14 protein-coding genes are annotated in these 14,968 nt (G+C 64.5%); 7 read left to right on the top strand and 7 right to left on the bottom strand.

Annotated elements, in window-relative coordinates; all coding sequences use genetic code 11:
- Positions 1-96 precede the first annotated feature (96 nt).
- Positions 97-798: a uracil-DNA glycosylase gene (locus tag LQ788_RS16450; RefSeq protein ID WP_231442825.1), complete on the top strand. Its 702-nt coding sequence runs from the start codon at positions 97-99 to the stop codon at positions 796-798.
- Positions 799-867: 69 nt separating this feature from the next.
- On the opposite strand, the gene LQ788_RS16455 is transcribed toward LQ788_RS16450, so the two are convergent.
- On the bottom strand, positions 868-2,610 hold the full coding sequence (locus LQ788_RS16455; RefSeq protein ID WP_231442827.1) for a threonine/serine exporter family protein: 1,743 nt from the start codon (positions 2,608-2,610) through the stop codon (positions 868-870).
- On the bottom strand, positions 2,607-3,887 hold the full coding sequence (locus LQ788_RS16460) for an amidohydrolase (protein WP_231442829.1): 1,281 nt from the start codon (positions 3,885-3,887) through the stop codon (positions 2,607-2,609). Before LQ788_RS16460 ends, LQ788_RS16455 begins: the two co-directional genes overlap by 4 nt.
- A 176-nt stretch (positions 3,888-4,063) precedes the next feature.
- Between LQ788_RS16460 and LQ788_RS16465 the strand changes: the two genes are divergently transcribed.
- Together LQ788_RS16465 and LQ788_RS16470 are read left to right on the top strand one after the other, a co-directional pair.
- Positions 4,064-4,858 carry an SGNH/GDSL hydrolase family protein gene (locus tag LQ788_RS16465; RefSeq protein WP_231442831.1) on the top strand — a complete coding sequence of 265 codons (795 nt, stop codon included), beginning with the start codon at positions 4,064-4,066 and terminating at the stop codon, positions 4,856-4,858.
- Positions 4,855-5,625 carry an alpha/beta hydrolase gene (locus LQ788_RS16470; protein ID WP_231442833.1) on the top strand — a complete coding sequence of 257 codons (771 nt, stop codon included), beginning with the start codon at positions 4,855-4,857 and terminating at the stop codon, positions 5,623-5,625. Before LQ788_RS16465 ends, LQ788_RS16470 begins: the two co-directional genes overlap by 4 nt.
- On the opposite strand, the gene LQ788_RS16475 is transcribed toward LQ788_RS16470, so the two are convergent.
- The 4 genes from LQ788_RS16475 to LQ788_RS16490 are packed head-to-tail and all read right to left on the bottom strand — an operon-like array spanning position 5,606 to position 8,994.
- The gene (locus tag LQ788_RS16475; RefSeq protein ID WP_231442835.1) at positions 5,606-6,523 is read right to left on the bottom strand and encodes a PaaX family transcriptional regulator; all 918 of its coding nucleotides are present in this window, start codon (positions 6,521-6,523) and stop codon (positions 5,606-5,608) included. The two genes, LQ788_RS16470 and LQ788_RS16475, sit on opposite strands and share 20 nt — an antisense overlap.
- Positions 6,508-7,464 (bottom strand): tryptophan 2,3-dioxygenase, encoded by a 957-nt coding sequence (locus tag LQ788_RS16480; protein WP_231442836.1) that lies wholly within the window; start codon positions 7,462-7,464, stop codon positions 6,508-6,510. Before LQ788_RS16480 ends, LQ788_RS16475 begins: the two co-directional genes overlap by 16 nt.
- 49 nt (positions 7,465-7,513) lie before the next feature.
- Entirely contained in the window at positions 7,514-7,873 is a 360-nt protein-coding gene (locus LQ788_RS16485) for a hypothetical protein (protein WP_231442838.1), read from the bottom strand.
- Positions 7,870-8,994, bottom strand: a complete 1,125-nt coding sequence (locus tag LQ788_RS16490) for a M4 family metallopeptidase (RefSeq protein WP_231442840.1) — start codon at positions 8,992-8,994, stop codon at positions 7,870-7,872. The genes LQ788_RS16485 and LQ788_RS16490 overlap by 4 nt, the downstream gene beginning before the upstream one ends.
- Before the next feature lie 94 nt (positions 8,995-9,088).
- Here LQ788_RS16490 and LQ788_RS16495 point away from each other — a divergent pair, with 94 nt between their 5' ends.
- The gene (locus tag LQ788_RS16495) at positions 9,089-9,718 is read left to right on the top strand and encodes an ArsR/SmtB family transcription factor (protein ID WP_231442841.1); all 630 of its coding nucleotides are present in this window, start codon (positions 9,089-9,091) and stop codon (positions 9,716-9,718) included.
- Positions 9,715-10,086 carry a hypothetical protein gene (locus LQ788_RS16500; protein ID WP_231442843.1) on the top strand — a complete coding sequence of 124 codons (372 nt, stop codon included), beginning with the start codon at positions 9,715-9,717 and terminating at the stop codon, positions 10,084-10,086. Before LQ788_RS16495 ends, LQ788_RS16500 begins: the two co-directional genes overlap by 4 nt.
- A 16-nt stretch (positions 10,087-10,102) precedes the next feature.
- Here LQ788_RS16500 and LQ788_RS16505 read toward each other — a convergent pair whose 3' ends face one another.
- Complete coding sequence (locus tag LQ788_RS16505) at positions 10,103-11,302, bottom strand: low temperature requirement protein A (protein ID WP_231442845.1); 1,200 nt, start codon at positions 11,300-11,302, stop codon at positions 10,103-10,105.
- A 187-nt stretch (positions 11,303-11,489) separates the two neighbouring features.
- Between LQ788_RS16505 and LQ788_RS16510 the strand changes: the two genes are divergently transcribed.
- Together LQ788_RS16510 and LQ788_RS16515 are read left to right on the top strand one after the other, a co-directional pair.
- Positions 11,490-12,785: an MFS transporter gene (locus tag LQ788_RS16510; protein ID WP_231442847.1), complete on the top strand. Its 1,296-nt coding sequence runs from the start codon at positions 11,490-11,492 to the stop codon at positions 12,783-12,785.
- A gap of 109 nt (positions 12,786-12,894) precedes the next feature.
- The gene (locus tag LQ788_RS16515; protein WP_231442848.1) at positions 12,895-14,910 is read left to right on the top strand and encodes an ABC1 kinase family protein; all 2,016 of its coding nucleotides are present in this window, start codon (positions 12,895-12,897) and stop codon (positions 14,908-14,910) included.
- Positions 14,911-14,968: the final 58 nt, after the last annotated feature.

A 14,968-nucleotide genomic window follows, 5' to 3' on the forward strand; every position in this document is an offset into this window, starting at 1 on the left:
CGAAAAGAATGGCGGAGCAGTAGGCGATGATGCACACCTCGTCTGCGTTGCGTGCACATCAGCACCCGGTCCAACGCCATCGGTAGACTCGCGACCATGACGTCCACCGCTGAGCTCACGAACATCATGTCCCCCGACTGGGCCGCCGCACTGTCCGACCAGGCCGAACGCATCCACGCCATGGGCGATTTCCTACGTGAGGAGATCGCGGCTGGGCGCAGCTACCTGCCCAGCGGGGACAAGGTGTTCCGTGCCTTTGCCGATCCCCTCGCCGAGGTGAAGGTGCTCATCGTCGGACAGGATCCCTACCCGACCCCCGGACATGCGATCGGTCTGTCCTTCGCCGTCGATCCCGATGTGCGCCCACTCCCCCGGTCGCTGCAGAACATCTTTAAGGAAATCGAGGCGGACCTGGGCATCGACCCTGCCTCCCATGGTGATCTTCAAGCCTGGTCGCGGCAAGGGGTCATGCTGCTCAACAGAGTGCTCACCGTGTCACCGGGCGAACCCGCATCCCACCGCAAGCGCGGCTGGGAAGCCATCACCGAAGCCGCGATTGCCGCACTCGTCGATCGGGATCAGCCGCTTGTGGCGATTCTCTGGGGTCGGGACGCGAGGAATCTTGCGCCCATGCTGCTCTCGGGTCGCTCTGAGGTCGCGATCATCGAATCCGCGCACCCATCACCCTTGTCAGCCAACAGAGGCTTCTTCGGTTCCCAACCGTTCTCCCGGACGAACGAACTGCTCGAACAGAAGAACCTGGCGCCCATCGACTGGAGCCTCCCGTCCCAGGACTGACTTCACCTCTGTACTGACCTCAGTCCAGGGCCAACCTCCGAGCCCCTGCGCACGACCAGCCCCGGCACCTCAGTCGCGGGGCTCGACCGTGTCCAAGGTGATCGTCGATTCGTTCGACCGCGCGGATTCGGCGGTCTTCTCCACGGCATCAGCCTTGAGGTTCTTCAACGGCCTGGCCAGGTAGCTGCCGAGCACGGCGCCGACTGCCAGAGCCGCATTGGCCAGTATCGCGGTGAACAGTGCGGACAGTCCCACCGCGAATGTAGTCGTCGCGGATTCGGCGACGATCTGATAGACGGCGGTGAAGATCGAGAGACCCTGCAGCAGCGTGTAGATCGCGGGAATCATCAGCACGATGGCGGGTGCACCCAGACGCAGCGACAGCGGTCGTGCCAGGAAGCCGGTCACAGTCGCGGCCAGCAGACTGGCCAGAACATTGTCGATGGCGATGATCGTCAGCGCCGTCATCGTGATGTAGGAGGCGAGACCGACGAATGCACCGGGCAGGATGAACCGCCTCGTCGACTGCATGGCGATGACGCCAGCCACGGCCACGACAGCAGCGGCCACCATCGACACGATTGCTGAGATGACGTGGACGCTGGTCTTGGGCACAAGGACTTCGATCGGATCGAGCCCGATCGCCTCGCCGGTCACAACACCCAAGGCCAGCCCCGAGACAATGCCGGCCAGGGTCAAAACCACCCCCACCATGCGTCCGGCGGCGGTGAGCGGGAAATTCGTCAAGGCATCTTGTACCGAGGAATACAGGGATTGTGTGGGCAGGAGCAGGACGATGCCGGCGGCCACCAGAAATTGAGGAGATTGAATGATGCCGAAGTTGCCGGCGACCATTGCCATCAGGGTCGCGATGGCCGCCTGCAGGGCGGTGATGAAGAAACTGGGCAGCGCGGTGCGGCCGATGAGTCGGCCGACCCAACTGATCAGGGTGGACATGATGATTCCGAGGCCAGCGGCAATCGGCCCGCCGCCCAAGAGCACGACGAGGCTGCCGACCATCAGACCCCAAGCACCGGTGACGACCCAATCCTGATAGGGACGGCGCTGGTACCGGATGGCGTCGAGGCGACTCCGGGCATCGTTGAATCCCAGATTCCCCGCGACCAGATCGGTGACGAGCTTATGCACGGAGCCGAGTTTCGCGAAGTGGATGGATTCGCCCCGGTTGACGCGCATGACGGTCATGAGACGACCGTCGGACGTCGAATAGTGCACGGTGAGGGTGTTCGAAGTCAGATCCACTTGGGCAGTCGTGAGTCCGAAGGCCGCGCAGGCCGCAATGACGGAGACCTCGATGTCGGAGGTTCCGGCCCCGGCGCGCATCATGATCGCCGCAATGTCGGCGGCGAGGTCGAGGACCATCCTGGCCTCGTCCTCGTTGGGCTCGCTGGCCTGCACCGGAGCCTTGTACGGGCTGCCCTTGAGGGCGGTGACGATGGGCACCGGCTGGGTGTTGACCGAGGTGCCGGACACGAGCCTGCCCACGGTGCGCCTGGCCACCCGTTGAGCGATGCGCTGGGAGGCGCCCTTCTGCTCGGCCTTGGGCTTGGCTTTGGCCGTCGTCGTCTTCGGTGACCTCGCACCCGCGGGGCTGTCCTCACCGGATTTCAGTTCCCCGGTCGGTGCCTCGCGCAGCTCCTGGAGCCGCTGCTGACGGGAGAGTTCGAGCAGTTCCTGCAGCGCCGAGGACCCGGCTTCGGCCTTATTCGTCCCGTGCTCAGGTCCGGACGACGACTGCGCGTCGACCGGTACCTCGGCGGTGGGTGCCTCTTCAGTGTTGTCGTTCGTCACGGCTCACTGATGAGAGTCGGGCCGAATGGGTCCGCCACATCGGCGGTGCCTGCGGCTGCGTCGAATTCGTAGACCTTGCGGCCGGAGACGAACACCTGATCGGCGCGGGAGTTCAGGTCCAGCGGGTCACCGGACCAGACGACGAGGTCGGCGTCGCGGCCGGGAGCCAGCGAACCCAGACGCTCCTCGAGGCCGAAGATCGCGGCGGGGTTGATGGTCAGCGCTTCGAGCGCGACGACAGGATCGAGGCCTTCCTTGACTGCCAGGGAGGCCTCGTGGATGAGGAAGTTGATCGGGATGACCGGATGGTCAGTGGTCAGAGCGATGCGCACCCCGGCCTTGGCCAGTGCGCCTGCGGTTGCCAGGGACCTGTCGCGCAGCTCGACCTTCGAACGGCTGGTCATCAGCGGTCCGAGGATGACGTCGATGCCCTTGTCAGCGATGTAGTCAGCGATCTTGTGGCCCTCGGTGCCGTGGTTGATGACGAGACGATAGCCGAACTCCTCCGACAGGCGGATGGCTGTGGCGATGTCATCGGCGCGGTGGCAGTGCTGGTCGAAGGCGAGCTTGCCCTCGAGAACGTCCGCCAAGGTCTCCTTCACGAGATCACGCTCGAAGGGAATGCCCTCCGATTCGGCGTGGGCGCGCTTGGCCAGGTAGTTCTGGGCATCGACGAAGGCATCGCGGAGGATCTTCGCGGTTCCCATACGGGTCGATGGGGTGACGTTCTTCTCGCCGTAGACGCGCTTCGGGTTCTCACCCAGGGCCGACTTCACGGACAGGTCCTGCGTCACGAGCATCTCGTCGACGATCCGTCCCCAGGTCTTCACGAAGGCGGTGCGCCCGCCGATCGGATTGCCGGACCCGGGCTTGATCAGCGCCGAGGTGACGCCTCCTCGCAGTGCGTCCTTGAATCCGATCTCGGACGGGTCGATGCCGTCGAGGGCACGCACGCCGGCACCGTTGGGGTCGGTCATCTCATTCGTATCGTCACCGGACCAGCCTTCGCCATCCTCATGGACGCCGAGGTGGCCGTGGGCTTCGATGAATCCCGGCAGCACCCAGCGTTGTCCGGCATCGATGAGCTCAGTGCCGTCAGGCAGATCCGCGGCAGTGACGGTGCCGGATTCCACCGAGGTGATCGTGCCATCGGAGACCAGGATCGTGCCGGATTCGATCGGTTCGACACGCTGCCCCTTGGCATCTGCGATGGGCAGAATCCGAGCATTCGTGATGGCGAAATCAGTGATCTCGGGAACCGGAATCGAACGATACATTGTGCTCCTCTTGCAGTTGCCGTCAACGATGGGATCCGTCTCGAATCGAGTCTACGCCAGGCGATCAGCACAGGTCATGACGCGGGGCCACCGGAATCTGTCGCAGTCCCGGCTGATTCCGACAAGGCCGATTCAGTATAGTTCGGAGTCAGAGAATCAATGAGAGAAGGACCCCAATGCTCCAGACCATCACCTCGTATGTCGCCATCGGCGATTCATTCAGTGAAGGGCTCATGGACCACGATCCGAGCGCAGACGATCGCTACCTGGGTTGGGCCGACCGCCTGGCTGACAAGCTCGTCGACTCCCCCGCAGGCAGCCCCGAACTCACCTACGCCAACCTCGCCATCCGTGGGCGTCTCATTGACCGGATCATCGAGGAGCAGGTGCCCAAGGCACTTGACCTCAACCCCGACCTGGTCAGCTTCTGCGCCGGCGGCAACGACTGCCTGCGCCCGAAAGCCGATATCGATGACCTGGCCGACCAGTTCGAACGTGCCGTCGTCGCCTTTCGCGAGGCCGGCATCGAGGTGCTCATGTGCAACGGCTTCGACACCGAGATCGCCTCACCCCTCATCCGCGCCGTGCGCCCGCGCGTGGGCATCTACAACGCGCACCTGTGGTCGATTGCACAGCGACATGGCTGCCATATGACCGACGTCTGGGGGCTGCGGCAGCTCTACGCCGGCGACATGTGGGCCGATGACAGAATTCACCTCTCACCCAAGGGCCATGAGCTCGTGGCCAGTCAGGCCTTGGCCACATTGGAAAGCGGGCATTCCCTGCCGGTGACCGGGTTCGCTATGCCGGCTCGACCGACGCGGCCGATTCGAGCGGCCATGAGCGAAGAGTCCAAGTGGGCACGCGAACACCTCGGCCCCTGGGTCGGCCGGCGCCTGCGCGGGCAGTCCTCCGGCGACAAGCTGGATGCGAAGATTCCTGAACTCACCCGAGTGCGCAAATCAGAATGAGCCAGAGCGATCGTTTCGCGGCACTGGGCGCCGCCGGTTCCGCACCGGACTCTACGCGGGACTTCCTCCGATGCGATTACGGACCTGAGGCCGATCAGTTCCTCGAGGTCCATGGCGACCCGAGCACCGCCTCGGCGACGGTGTTCTTCGTCCACGGAGGCTACTTCCGTGAGCGCACGGACCTCGCCCATGCCAGGCCCATGGCGATTGCCCTCGCCGAGGCGGGGGTGCTGTGCGTACTCATCGAATATCGGCGCTCGGGCGGGCAACCCAACTGCTCCGACGACGTCACCGCCGCCCTCTCCTCTGCGTGGAAATCACTATCGGACTGGGGTGTCAACGACCGGGCACAGAGCAATCTCACGGTGACCGGTCATTCGGCCGGAGGGTGCCTGGTGCTGGCGTGGGCGAGCCACCTTCGCGCGGACGGACCCGAGTTCCGACTGCGGCCCTTGGCCCCGGTCACGGATCTGTTCCGGGAGGTCGAGGCCGGTTTGGGCGAGGGGGCTGTGCTCGACTACATGGGTGTCAGGCCGGAACAGGATCTGGCACCGTATCTGCGGGAAGATCCGCGTTCGCGGGTGGCCCTCATTCCCGCTCGGGCGGATCTGCTCATCCTCCACGGTGACCGCGATGAGACGGTCGACGTCGCATTCTCTCGGACGTTCCCGGCTCGGCTGACCGTCGCCGAGGGTGCCGATCATGCCGATCTCGTCGACCCCGATTCACCCTATTTCCCGCTCGTGGTCAAGACCCTGCTGAATTGATCTCACGGACGTGGGTGCGTGCGGGCTCGGCCAGTGTGCGGCGCAGCTGCGCGAAGAGTTCGACGCCTCTCATCCCGGGCCAGTTTGAGGGCAGGGCACTGGGCGGAAGGCCCGGATCGACGTACGGGATCGCCTTCCAATCGTCGACGCAGTGCAGCCACAGGGCGAACGCCTCACGCGGTTGAAGAGACGACTGCGGCGCTGAACCGGCGTGTTCTGCACCCACTGTGTGCGGCGCAGCGTTCTCTGCGTGCACAACGTTCTCTGCGTGCACAGCGTGTTCGTACCGGTCAATGAATTCGGTGTGCCGGGCAGCCAGAGTGTCCAGCTCCCACCATTTCGCCGCCACTTTGGCGAAAGGCTCGGCGGTCAAGGGCGTCTGCGTGATGAAGATCGTCGCCCGGTCTCGGACGTCGAGGTTGACTAGGGCTTCCTCGACCTCGGCGCGCAGATGCCCGGGCGCAATCCACAACCCGTCGGTGACCGCTCCGAACCCCAGCCCCATGAGTGTTCGCCGCAGCTGCACCCGCTTCGACCGATCCACCTCGGGCATAGAGTAGGACACCAGGCACCAGGGCTCGTCATCCCTCTGACTGCGGTAGGAGAAGATCCTCCGATCGCCGCGTTCGAGGCCAGAGACTGCCGCTGGGTCCAAACGATATCCGGCCACGGCCCCACGCTTGTCGGGGAGGAGCAGTCCCTTGCCCTTGAGCCTTGACACGGCGCTGCGGGTCGAGGAGTTCGAGACCCCGGCAGTGGCGAGGAGATCGAGCAGAGCAGCAACTCGAATCCAACCGCCCAGGTCACGCAGGTGAAGTCCGACGAAGGTCCGCAGCAAGGAGGTAGGGCTGCCGGAGGTGTGATCGAGATCGACGATTGGGCTCAGAGCCCCGAACAACCGGACGCAGAACCTTGGCTGCCCGTAGAGTCCTTTGCACTCTCCGTGCCCGGACCCGTCGCTGTGCCGGGTCCGTTCTCGATGCCGGTGCGGATGTCGAAGAGCTCTGGGAAGAAGGTGAGGTCGAGTGCCTTCTGCAGGAACCCGACGCCGCTCGATCCGCCTGTGCCTCGCTTCATGCCGATGATGCGCAGCACCGTGCGCATATGGCGGTAGCGCCAGAATTGGAAGTTCTCCTCGAGGTCGACGAGCTCTTCGCAGCTCTCATACTCCAGCCAATATTCTTCGGGGTTCTCGTAGATGATCCGGAAAGCGTCGAGAAGCTCCTCGTCGAAGGTGTGCGCCACAGACACGTCCCTGTCCAGCAGCCGCTGCGGCACCGGGAGCCCGCGACGGGCAAGGGCACGGAGGAACTCGTCGTAGACGCTGGGCTCGTTGAGGTACGCCTCGAGCTGGGCACGGGCCTCGGGTTCGCCGTCGAAGACCTGCAGCATGCCGGCGTTCTTGTTCCCGAGCAGGAACTCCACGGCCCGGTACTGCCAGGACTGGAACCCCGAAGACTTGCCGAGTTCATCGCGGAATCCGACGTATTCGCTCGGCGTCAGAGTTGCGAGGACCGACCACTGCTCGGTCAGGGTCTTCTGAATGTGCTTGACGCGGGCAATGCGTTTGAGCGCCAGCTGGAGCTGATCATCGGCAATGAGACGTCGGGCGTCAACGAGCTCATGGATGACGAGCTTGAACCACAGCTCCGTGGTTTGGTGCTGGATGATGAACAGCAGCTCGTCGTGATGGACAGGGTCGCTGACAGGATGCTGGGCGCCGAGCAGTCGGTCGAGGTGAAGATAGGAACCGTAGGTCATCGTCGACCTCAGATCCGTGTGGATTCCGTCTTCGAGGTCCCGCTCGTTGTTCTCCGCCGTGGAGTCGTCATGAGTCATAACAGGCAGTGTATTGCAGTTATCGACCGAGCGGATCAGATACGCAACATCATTCCGTTCCCGGCCTGCGCCGTTCAGGGGCTGCGATCTCGCGGACCTGCTCAACGAGGCTCTTCCACTCCCCCGGCATCTCGGTCTCACCGAAACGCACCAGACCGAAACGACTCTCGATCGCATAGACGTAACGGTCCGCCCCAGCGTTCGCCTTCACCCCCGCACCGCCATCGGCCCGCCCCGCCGGGTCATTCGGCCACGGGAGCTCTGCCACCTTCGGTCCGATGCTCGCCCGGTGCTCGCTCGAGTCGATGTCGAGGTCCCAGACGAGCAGGAGCCCCGCGATTCCGCCGCTGCGCTCGACGATGAGATGGCCGAATTCGCCGGACGCAGGAGACGAACCCTCCTCGCTCACCAGCTGCTCCCCACGTTTCCGCGGCTTGCGCCACGGGTGACGCCCACTGCGTCCCAGCTTTGGACGAGCGCATCGTGGACGTCGGATCCCTCACCGAACTGGGCGATCGCCTCGGCGATGGTCAGGGCTGCGAAGCCCGCGAAATCGGTGCGCGTGGTGATGTCATCTCCGGTCAGCACGGAGTACCAGACCTGCCCCACGGTCTCCCAGGCCTGGCCGCCGAGGCGGGTGGCCGCGAGTGCGAACGCGCGGTTGGGGATTCCGGAATTGAGGTGGACCCCGCCGTTGTCCGAATCGGTGGTGACGTAGCGGTCCATGTGATCGGGCTGGGGATCCTTGCCGAGAACATCGTCGTCGTAGGCGGTGCCGGGCTCGAGCATGGAGCGCAGGGCCTGGCCGGTGACCTCGGGGGTGAAGATGCCAGCACCGATGAGCCAGGAGGCATCTCCGGCGGCCTGCCCGGAATCATGCTGTTCGGTCAGGGCGCCGAAGACATCGGCGCAGTGCTCGTTGAGGGCTCCGGGCTGTCCTAAGTACTCGAGATCGGCGGTGTGGCTGATGACGCCGTGACTGAGTTCGTGGCCGATGATCGACAGCGACCCGGTGAAGCCGGTGAAGACCTCGTCGTCACCGTCGCCGAAGACCATGAGCCGACCGTCGAAGAAGGCGTTGTCGTAGTCCTGGCCGTAGTGGACGCTGGCAATGAGCGGCATCCCCTTGCCATCGAGCGAATTGCGCTCGAAGGCCTCGGCGAAGAGCGAATAGGAGGCTCCGAGACCGTCGTAGGCCTCATTGACCGCCTCGTCGGACACCGCCTCCTCGCCCTCGCTGCGCACAAGTGCTCCCGGCAGGGTCTCGGTGCCCTGCGCGTCATGGATGAGGCGATTCACCCCGGCACTGGCGCCGGTGACCTGAGACCCCATCGCGGCCTCGGAATCCTGCGCTCCCCCATCGGGCTTGGCCACCGGCGTATAGCGCAGCCCCTCGGCGCGCAGGTTGCGGCAGGACTCATCGGAGACCTGGCAGCTGCGTGCGGCGCGGGCGGCTCGGGGGAACTTCTCGCCTCCGCGTTCGGCGATCGCATCGAGCAGGTAGGGCGGAATGACATCTCGAATGCTCATATGACCAGGGTGCCACCTCTGCCCCCGCGTCGACCAGGAAAATTCGTGCAAACTTTCCCTTGCAAAGGATTCTTTGCAAGCGTATCTTTGCATTATGACCGATTCGCAGCCCGACCCTCAGCCCGGCTCTCACCCCGATCACACACGCAGAATCGAATCCTCAGCACTCAAGGGACTCGCCCACCCACTGCGGATGGCGATCTATGATGCGCTGGCGAAATACGGCCCGCAGACGGCGACGACGCTGGCCGGCAGGCTCGGCGAATCCACAGGTTCGACCAGCTATCACCTGCGTCAGCTCGCTCGGCATGACTTCATCCGGCAGGTCAAGAGCAGCACCGGAGGCAGAGACAAGTGGTGGGAGCGCATCCCCGGGGCGGTCACCGTCCCCTCGCGGAACGAGAGTCGAGATTCCGCGGCCCATGCTGCTGCCGACTTCGTCATCCGAGAGTGGAACCGCAGCAGCGCCCGGGCGCTCGAGGACTTCGTCATCGGATCCACAGACGAGGATCGCCTGTCCGCTGAATGGTTGGAGGCCGCGGACAACACGACCAGTTATCTTCACCTGACGTCGGAGCAGCTTGCCGAGGTCGCGAAGCGCTTCCACGACACAACCCAGTCGCTCATCGACGAGTTCCGGGGCCGCAACGACCCCGGATCCCGTCCCGTGCAGATCCAGTTCAATGCCTTCCCCCTGATCGATGGAGAGGAAACACCATCATGAGCACCTTGCTCACCCCGATCCGACCACCGACCTTCCAGCGAGGGCCCGGCAGGATCGTCGAACGCACGACCACCACCACCCGCGAGATCTTCCTCGACGACCCGATACCAACGCCACCCGGACCAAGGACGCCCTCCCCGCACAGTCCCAGGACGGCAGACGATCTGCTGACACACCCGTCCGAGCTGCAGCGCTCCGAGATGCAACTCCGCGGGCTCAATCGGGTCATGGTGCGCCTCGGCGTGTGGCTGATCGCAGCAGGCCGCAGGCACGCGCTTCGCCCGGCAGCCCGGGCGGATGAGATCGCCCGCAGGCTCGATGATGCGAAGGCCCACAATATGAGGCACTTCAGCGGCCTCCCGTACTGAACTCAGGCTCCTGAACTCACGCTTCCACCTCGGTGGCGGTGGACGTTTCGTCTCCCTTCGGAGTTGCCACGATGAGGGTGATGACGATGATGATCATGAAGAAGGTCGTGAGGAACGTCGGAACCGGGATGATCGGGTCACAGAGCACGAGGACGGCGCACACCGGGATGACCGTGTTGACGACCCCTCCGGCGTTGGCCCTGATCGCCAGCAGCCACACGCCGAGGACGAAGACCGCGACCGGCACGGACACCGTGAAGGTTGCGAGCACCGGGTCAAGAGCGCTGTTGCCCAGCTGCGAATCGACTTCGATGCCCACCCCAGCCGAGAATGCTCCGGCGGCAGCGAAGATGACGTAGTGGCCGTAGCCGTAGGTGAGCGAACCGCCGAAGCTGCCGATCGCGCGGTGGTGAGGTGGCCAGAAGTAGATCCACCACATCGACGCGGTCACAAGCAGGCTGAGGATGCCCAGAGACACCAGCGAGACGAGGTCATCGCTGTCCTCGAACGCTCCAAACACCGCATTCGCCGAGGCCAGCATGGACTCGCCGAGGACGATGATCGTGAAGCAGCCATAGCGTTCGGTGATGTGCTCCGGATGCCAGGGTGTCGTCCCCCGCGCTTCCGCGATGACGGGAATGGCCACCTCGGCGAGGACGAGAATGAGGAACCCGGCCAATGAGATCGCCGGATCATCAATGCTCATCCACGCCACCCACAGCACCTGCACGATGCCGATTCCGCAGGCGTAGGTCAGCGTCGCCGCTCGCGCCTTGCCTGCATGGCGTGCCGCGCGCAGCCACTGTGCGATCATGACAACTCGCATGAGGACGTAGCCGAGGACGAGGATGAGGAAGTTCTCGTCGGCAAAGACCGGTCCGATGCCCGCGGCCAGGATGAGCACCCCGCCCATCTGCACGATCGTCATCACCCGGTAGAGCCAGTCGTCGGTATCGAACGAGGTCGCGAACCACGTGAAGTTCATCCACGCCCACCAGATCGCGAAGAAGATCATGAGGTACTTGCCCAGACCGTCGCCGAGGTGGCCGGCAGTGACCGTGTCATGGAGATTGGACGCGGCGATGGACACCGCGATGACGAACACGAGGTCGAAGAAGAGCTCGAGCGAACTGGCCGCACGAGAGTCCTCACCGGGGTCTCGGGGGCGCATCGGGGTCAGCCGAAATCTGTTCGGCTGCACCGCTGAGTTGTTCACATCGATCACCTTCGCAGAGTGCCGTGGGCGGGACGGGTCTTCGCTGGCAACAGTGTAGACCTCCCTCCGGCAACCTCCCCTGCCACGGTTGGGTCCGTCGCGCGCCGCCGCTGGGTTCGTCGCGCAGCACTCACGGGCAGATCGGTGCGCAGATCCGTCCAGCGGAGCGCGCGTTTAGACTGGCCAGGTGCTCAAACCCATCATGTGGCCGGTCCTCGCACCGTCGCTCCTCTTCGCCGTCGGATTGGGCGCGATCCTTCCGGTCATGGTCCTCGGAGCGCTCAACCTGGGGTCAAGCTCGTCCTTCGCCGCCGCTATCGTCGGCATCATGGGGGCAGTCTCCCTTGCCGCAACGGTGCCGGCGGGGATTCTCGTCGACCGTCTCGGCGATTTCCGGGCCATGCTCGTGGCCACGGTCGTCGCGGTCGTGGTCCTCGGTGGGATCGTCGCCGCGTTCCTCTGGGACTCCCCCGCCTCGCTGATCCTCTACACGGTCGCGCTCATGCTCTTCGCGCCGGTCTCCGATGTGTGGAATCTGGCCCGGCAAGCCGTCGTCGCCGAGGTGATGCCGCCGCAGGACCTCTCGAGGGCTATGACCGCGCTGGGCGGCACACAGCGGGTGGGAAATCTCATCGGACCGATCGTCGGAGCCGGCCTCATGCTCGTCTTTCCGCTCTGGTCGGTCTTTGCGTTCTCCGGCGTCGTCTCGGTCGCAGCCATCGTCATCATGGCTCTGCCCATCGCCCAGATTCCCGGGTATTCGGATCGTGGGAGCCCGCTTCCTCCGCATACTTCGAACGCGAATTCGTCTGTCCACGGTCCTTCAAGCGCCGAGGCAGCGCCAGACCCTGCCCTCGCCGAGGTGGTTACACCGAAGTCCCGAAAGCCGCCTCGTCCTCGTCTCGAGGTGAGGTGGAAGGCCGTGATCCTCGTCGGGATCTCGATGATCGCCCTGACCGTGGCCAGGTCGGCCCAACCTGTGGTGATCCAGCTGTGGGGCGTCGAGATCGGACTGGAAGAGTCCGCGATCTCCCTGCTCATCGCCTTCGGGTCGGGCCTCGAGCTCATCTTCATGTTCCTCGGCGCCTACATCAAGGACCACATCGGCCGGACCACGACGATGGTGGCATGCCTGACGATCTTCGGATCCGGCTTCGTGATCATGGTGCTGCGTCCGGATCTGGCCGGGATGATCGCGGCCGCTGCGATCATGGCCGTGGGCAACGGGCTGGGGGCTGGAATCAATATGACGATCGGCGCCGATCTGTCTCCGGTCATCGGACGCGCCCGTTTTCTCGGGATCTGGGCGATCTTCTCCAACGGCGGCAAACTGGCGGGCCCGACCGTCGTCTCTCTGGTCATCACCATCGCCTCGCTGCGCCTCGGAGTCATGTTCCCAGGACTCTTCGCCATCCTCGGCGCCGTCTGGATCATCATCTGGTCCAAGCAGATCGGCCTGCCCGGCAGGATGCGGCGAGGTTGAGCCGAGCCCGGATCGGCCCTGAGAATCGGCGAGCACCGATTAGGCTGGTGACGACCGGTCCCTGACGGACACAACGCCGGGGAACACCGCTGCCTAAGGAGAGATGTTCATGGCCGCCCTCGACTTCGGAGCCTATGTTCTGCTGGGCATTGCCGCCATGCTGTTCCTCCTCCTGCAGTCATGGCTTGCCGCGACTGTGGTGCGCCGCGTCGTCGGCGTCCCGACAGGATGGCCGCGGACCATCGGGGTGGGACTGGTGATGAGCGCTGTCATGGCCCTGACCGTGCAGTATCTCTACCGTGCCGGGACGGGACAGAACGCTGGCGGCCTCGAGGTGGCACCCGGTGTCGCACTCCTGCTCCTGCTGCTGGCGACCGGGTGGATCTTCGCTCTGGGCGTCGGCGTCCTCGTCGTCATCGAAGCCGCCTTCCCGACAGGCTCGGTGCCCGGCCCACAGTCTCTGTTCTTCGGCTGGAAGGCGCGCAGGCGGCGCGGTCGACGCTACGCCGAAGTCATCTCGATCGCGGTGCGCCACGGCCTGGGTTCACAGATCCGCGGCTTCGGCCGGGGTGCTTCCCGTGACCGTGAGGCCAAGACGGCGCGAGCGTTGAAGAACTCGCTCTCGGAAGCCGGAGTCACGTTCGTCAAGCTCGGACAGATGCTCTCCACCCGGCGTGATGTGCTGCCTCCCGCCTACGTCCACGAACTGGAGCTGCTGCAGACGCAGGTCTCCCCCGAACCCTGGTCGGTCATCGAACCGGCGATCATCGAGCGCATGGGCAAACCCTTAAGCGACGTGTTCTCCCGCATCGACGCCACACCCCTGGCGGCAGCCTCGGTGGCACAGGTCCATGAGGCCACACTGCTCGACGGCACCGATGTCATCGTCAAGGTCCAACGGCCCAAGGCCCTCAACCAGGTCAATCAGGACCTCGACATCATCCTGCGTCTGGCCAGCTGGCTGAACAAGACCACCGTGTGGGGTCAGGATCTGGGGATCGAGAAGCTGGCGAAGGGATTCGCCAGCTCCCTCGAGGAGGAGCTGGACTATCGGATCGAGCTCAGCAATATGCGTGCCATCGAGGACAGTCTTCGGCGCTCGGGCACGTTCTCCGTGACAGTGCCCCACAGCTATCCGGAGCTCTCGAGCGAGAGGCTCCTCATCATGGACAAACTGCCCGGGCGTCCGGTGTCCTCGGCGGGGAAGATCCTGGCTGAACTCTCCGCGAAGGAACGCAAAGGCCTGGCCACCACTTTGCTGGGAGCCACACTCGAACAGATCATCACCGACGGCGTCTTCCACGCAGACCTGCATTCGGGCAACATCTTCATCATGCCCGACGGCGGTTTGGGGCTCCTGGACTTCGGGGCTGTCGGCAGGCTCGACCCTGGAACACAGACGGCACTAGGCCTCATGCTCTACTCGATTGACCAGAACGACAGCGCCGGCGCCACGGACTCCATCATCGAACTCCTCGGCCGCCCAGAGAATCTCGACGATCGGGCCGTTGAACGTGCCGTCGGCGAACTGCTCACCCGCTACGGCGGCGGAAGCCAGTCCTATGACGGGCAGAAGCTCTTCGACGACCTGTTCAACCTGGTCCTGGCCCACCGATTCTCGGTCCCGGCCCCGATCAGTGCGGCCTTCCGGGCGCTGGCCTCGGTCGAGGGAGCACTCCTGGTCATCGATCCCAGCTTCGACGTCGTCGCCGTGGCCCGCAACGAGGGCAACCGCCTCATGCGCAGCAAGCTGAAGTCGACGAAGATCACCGATGAACTCCAGCGTCGCGCGATGCAGATCCTGCCGATGATCGACCGTCTGCCTCGGCGGCTCAACAAGATCACCGAGGACCTCGAGCAGGGCCGCTTCTCGATGAACATGCGCGTGCTGGAGAACCCTTCCGATCGACGGTTCCTCACGAGCCTGTTCCAGCAGCTCATCGTCGCCGTCCTCGCCGGAGCCGCCGTCTTGGGATCGATCATGCTCATCACCAGCGAAGAGGGACCGCTGCTGACCGAAGGCATCCACCTGTACGCATTCTTCGGATTCGTCCTGCTCTTCGGCGGCTTCGTGCTGAGCATGCGCTCCCTCATGCTCGTGTTCAAACGCGGCGTCGACAGCTAGGGCGTTCGCCTCAAAACACCGGCAAACTCAGCGAAGGGACCCCGCGTTCTGCAACAAT

Origin of the sequence: Brevibacterium zhoupengii (assembly GCF_021117425.1) — a bacterium.
Lineage (GTDB): Bacteria > Actinomycetota > Actinomycetes > Actinomycetales > Brevibacteriaceae > Brevibacterium > Brevibacterium zhoupengii.

What these genes read in the sequence shown, in the direction of transcription:
- LQ788_RS16450 (WP_231442825.1), top strand. Translation starts at nt 97, where the DNA reads ATGACGTCCACCGCTGAGCTCACGAACATCATGTCCCCCGACTGGGCC.
- LQ788_RS16460 (WP_231442829.1), bottom strand. Translation starts at nt 3,887, where the DNA reads ATGTATCGTTCGATTCCGGTTCCCGAGATCACTGATTTCGCCATCACG.
- LQ788_RS16465 (WP_231442831.1), top strand. Translation starts at nt 4,064, where the DNA reads ATGCTCCAGACCATCACCTCGTATGTCGCCATCGGCGATTCATTCAGT.
- LQ788_RS16470 (WP_231442833.1), top strand. Translation starts at nt 4,855, where the DNA reads ATGAGCCAGAGCGATCGTTTCGCGGCACTGGGCGCCGCCGGTTCCGCA.
- LQ788_RS16480 (WP_231442836.1), bottom strand. Translation starts at nt 7,464, where the DNA reads ATGACTCATGACGACTCCACGGCGGAGAACAACGAGCGGGACCTCGAA.
- LQ788_RS16490 (WP_231442840.1), bottom strand. Translation starts at nt 8,994, where the DNA reads ATGAGCATTCGAGATGTCATTCCGCCCTACCTGCTCGATGCGATCGCC.
- LQ788_RS16495 (WP_231442841.1), top strand. Translation starts at nt 9,089, where the DNA reads ATGACCGATTCGCAGCCCGACCCTCAGCCCGGCTCTCACCCCGATCAC.
- LQ788_RS16500 (WP_231442843.1), top strand. Translation starts at nt 9,715, where the DNA reads ATGAGCACCTTGCTCACCCCGATCCGACCACCGACCTTCCAGCGAGGG.
- LQ788_RS16515 (WP_231442848.1), top strand. Translation starts at nt 12,895, where the DNA reads ATGGCCGCCCTCGACTTCGGAGCCTATGTTCTGCTGGGCATTGCCGCC.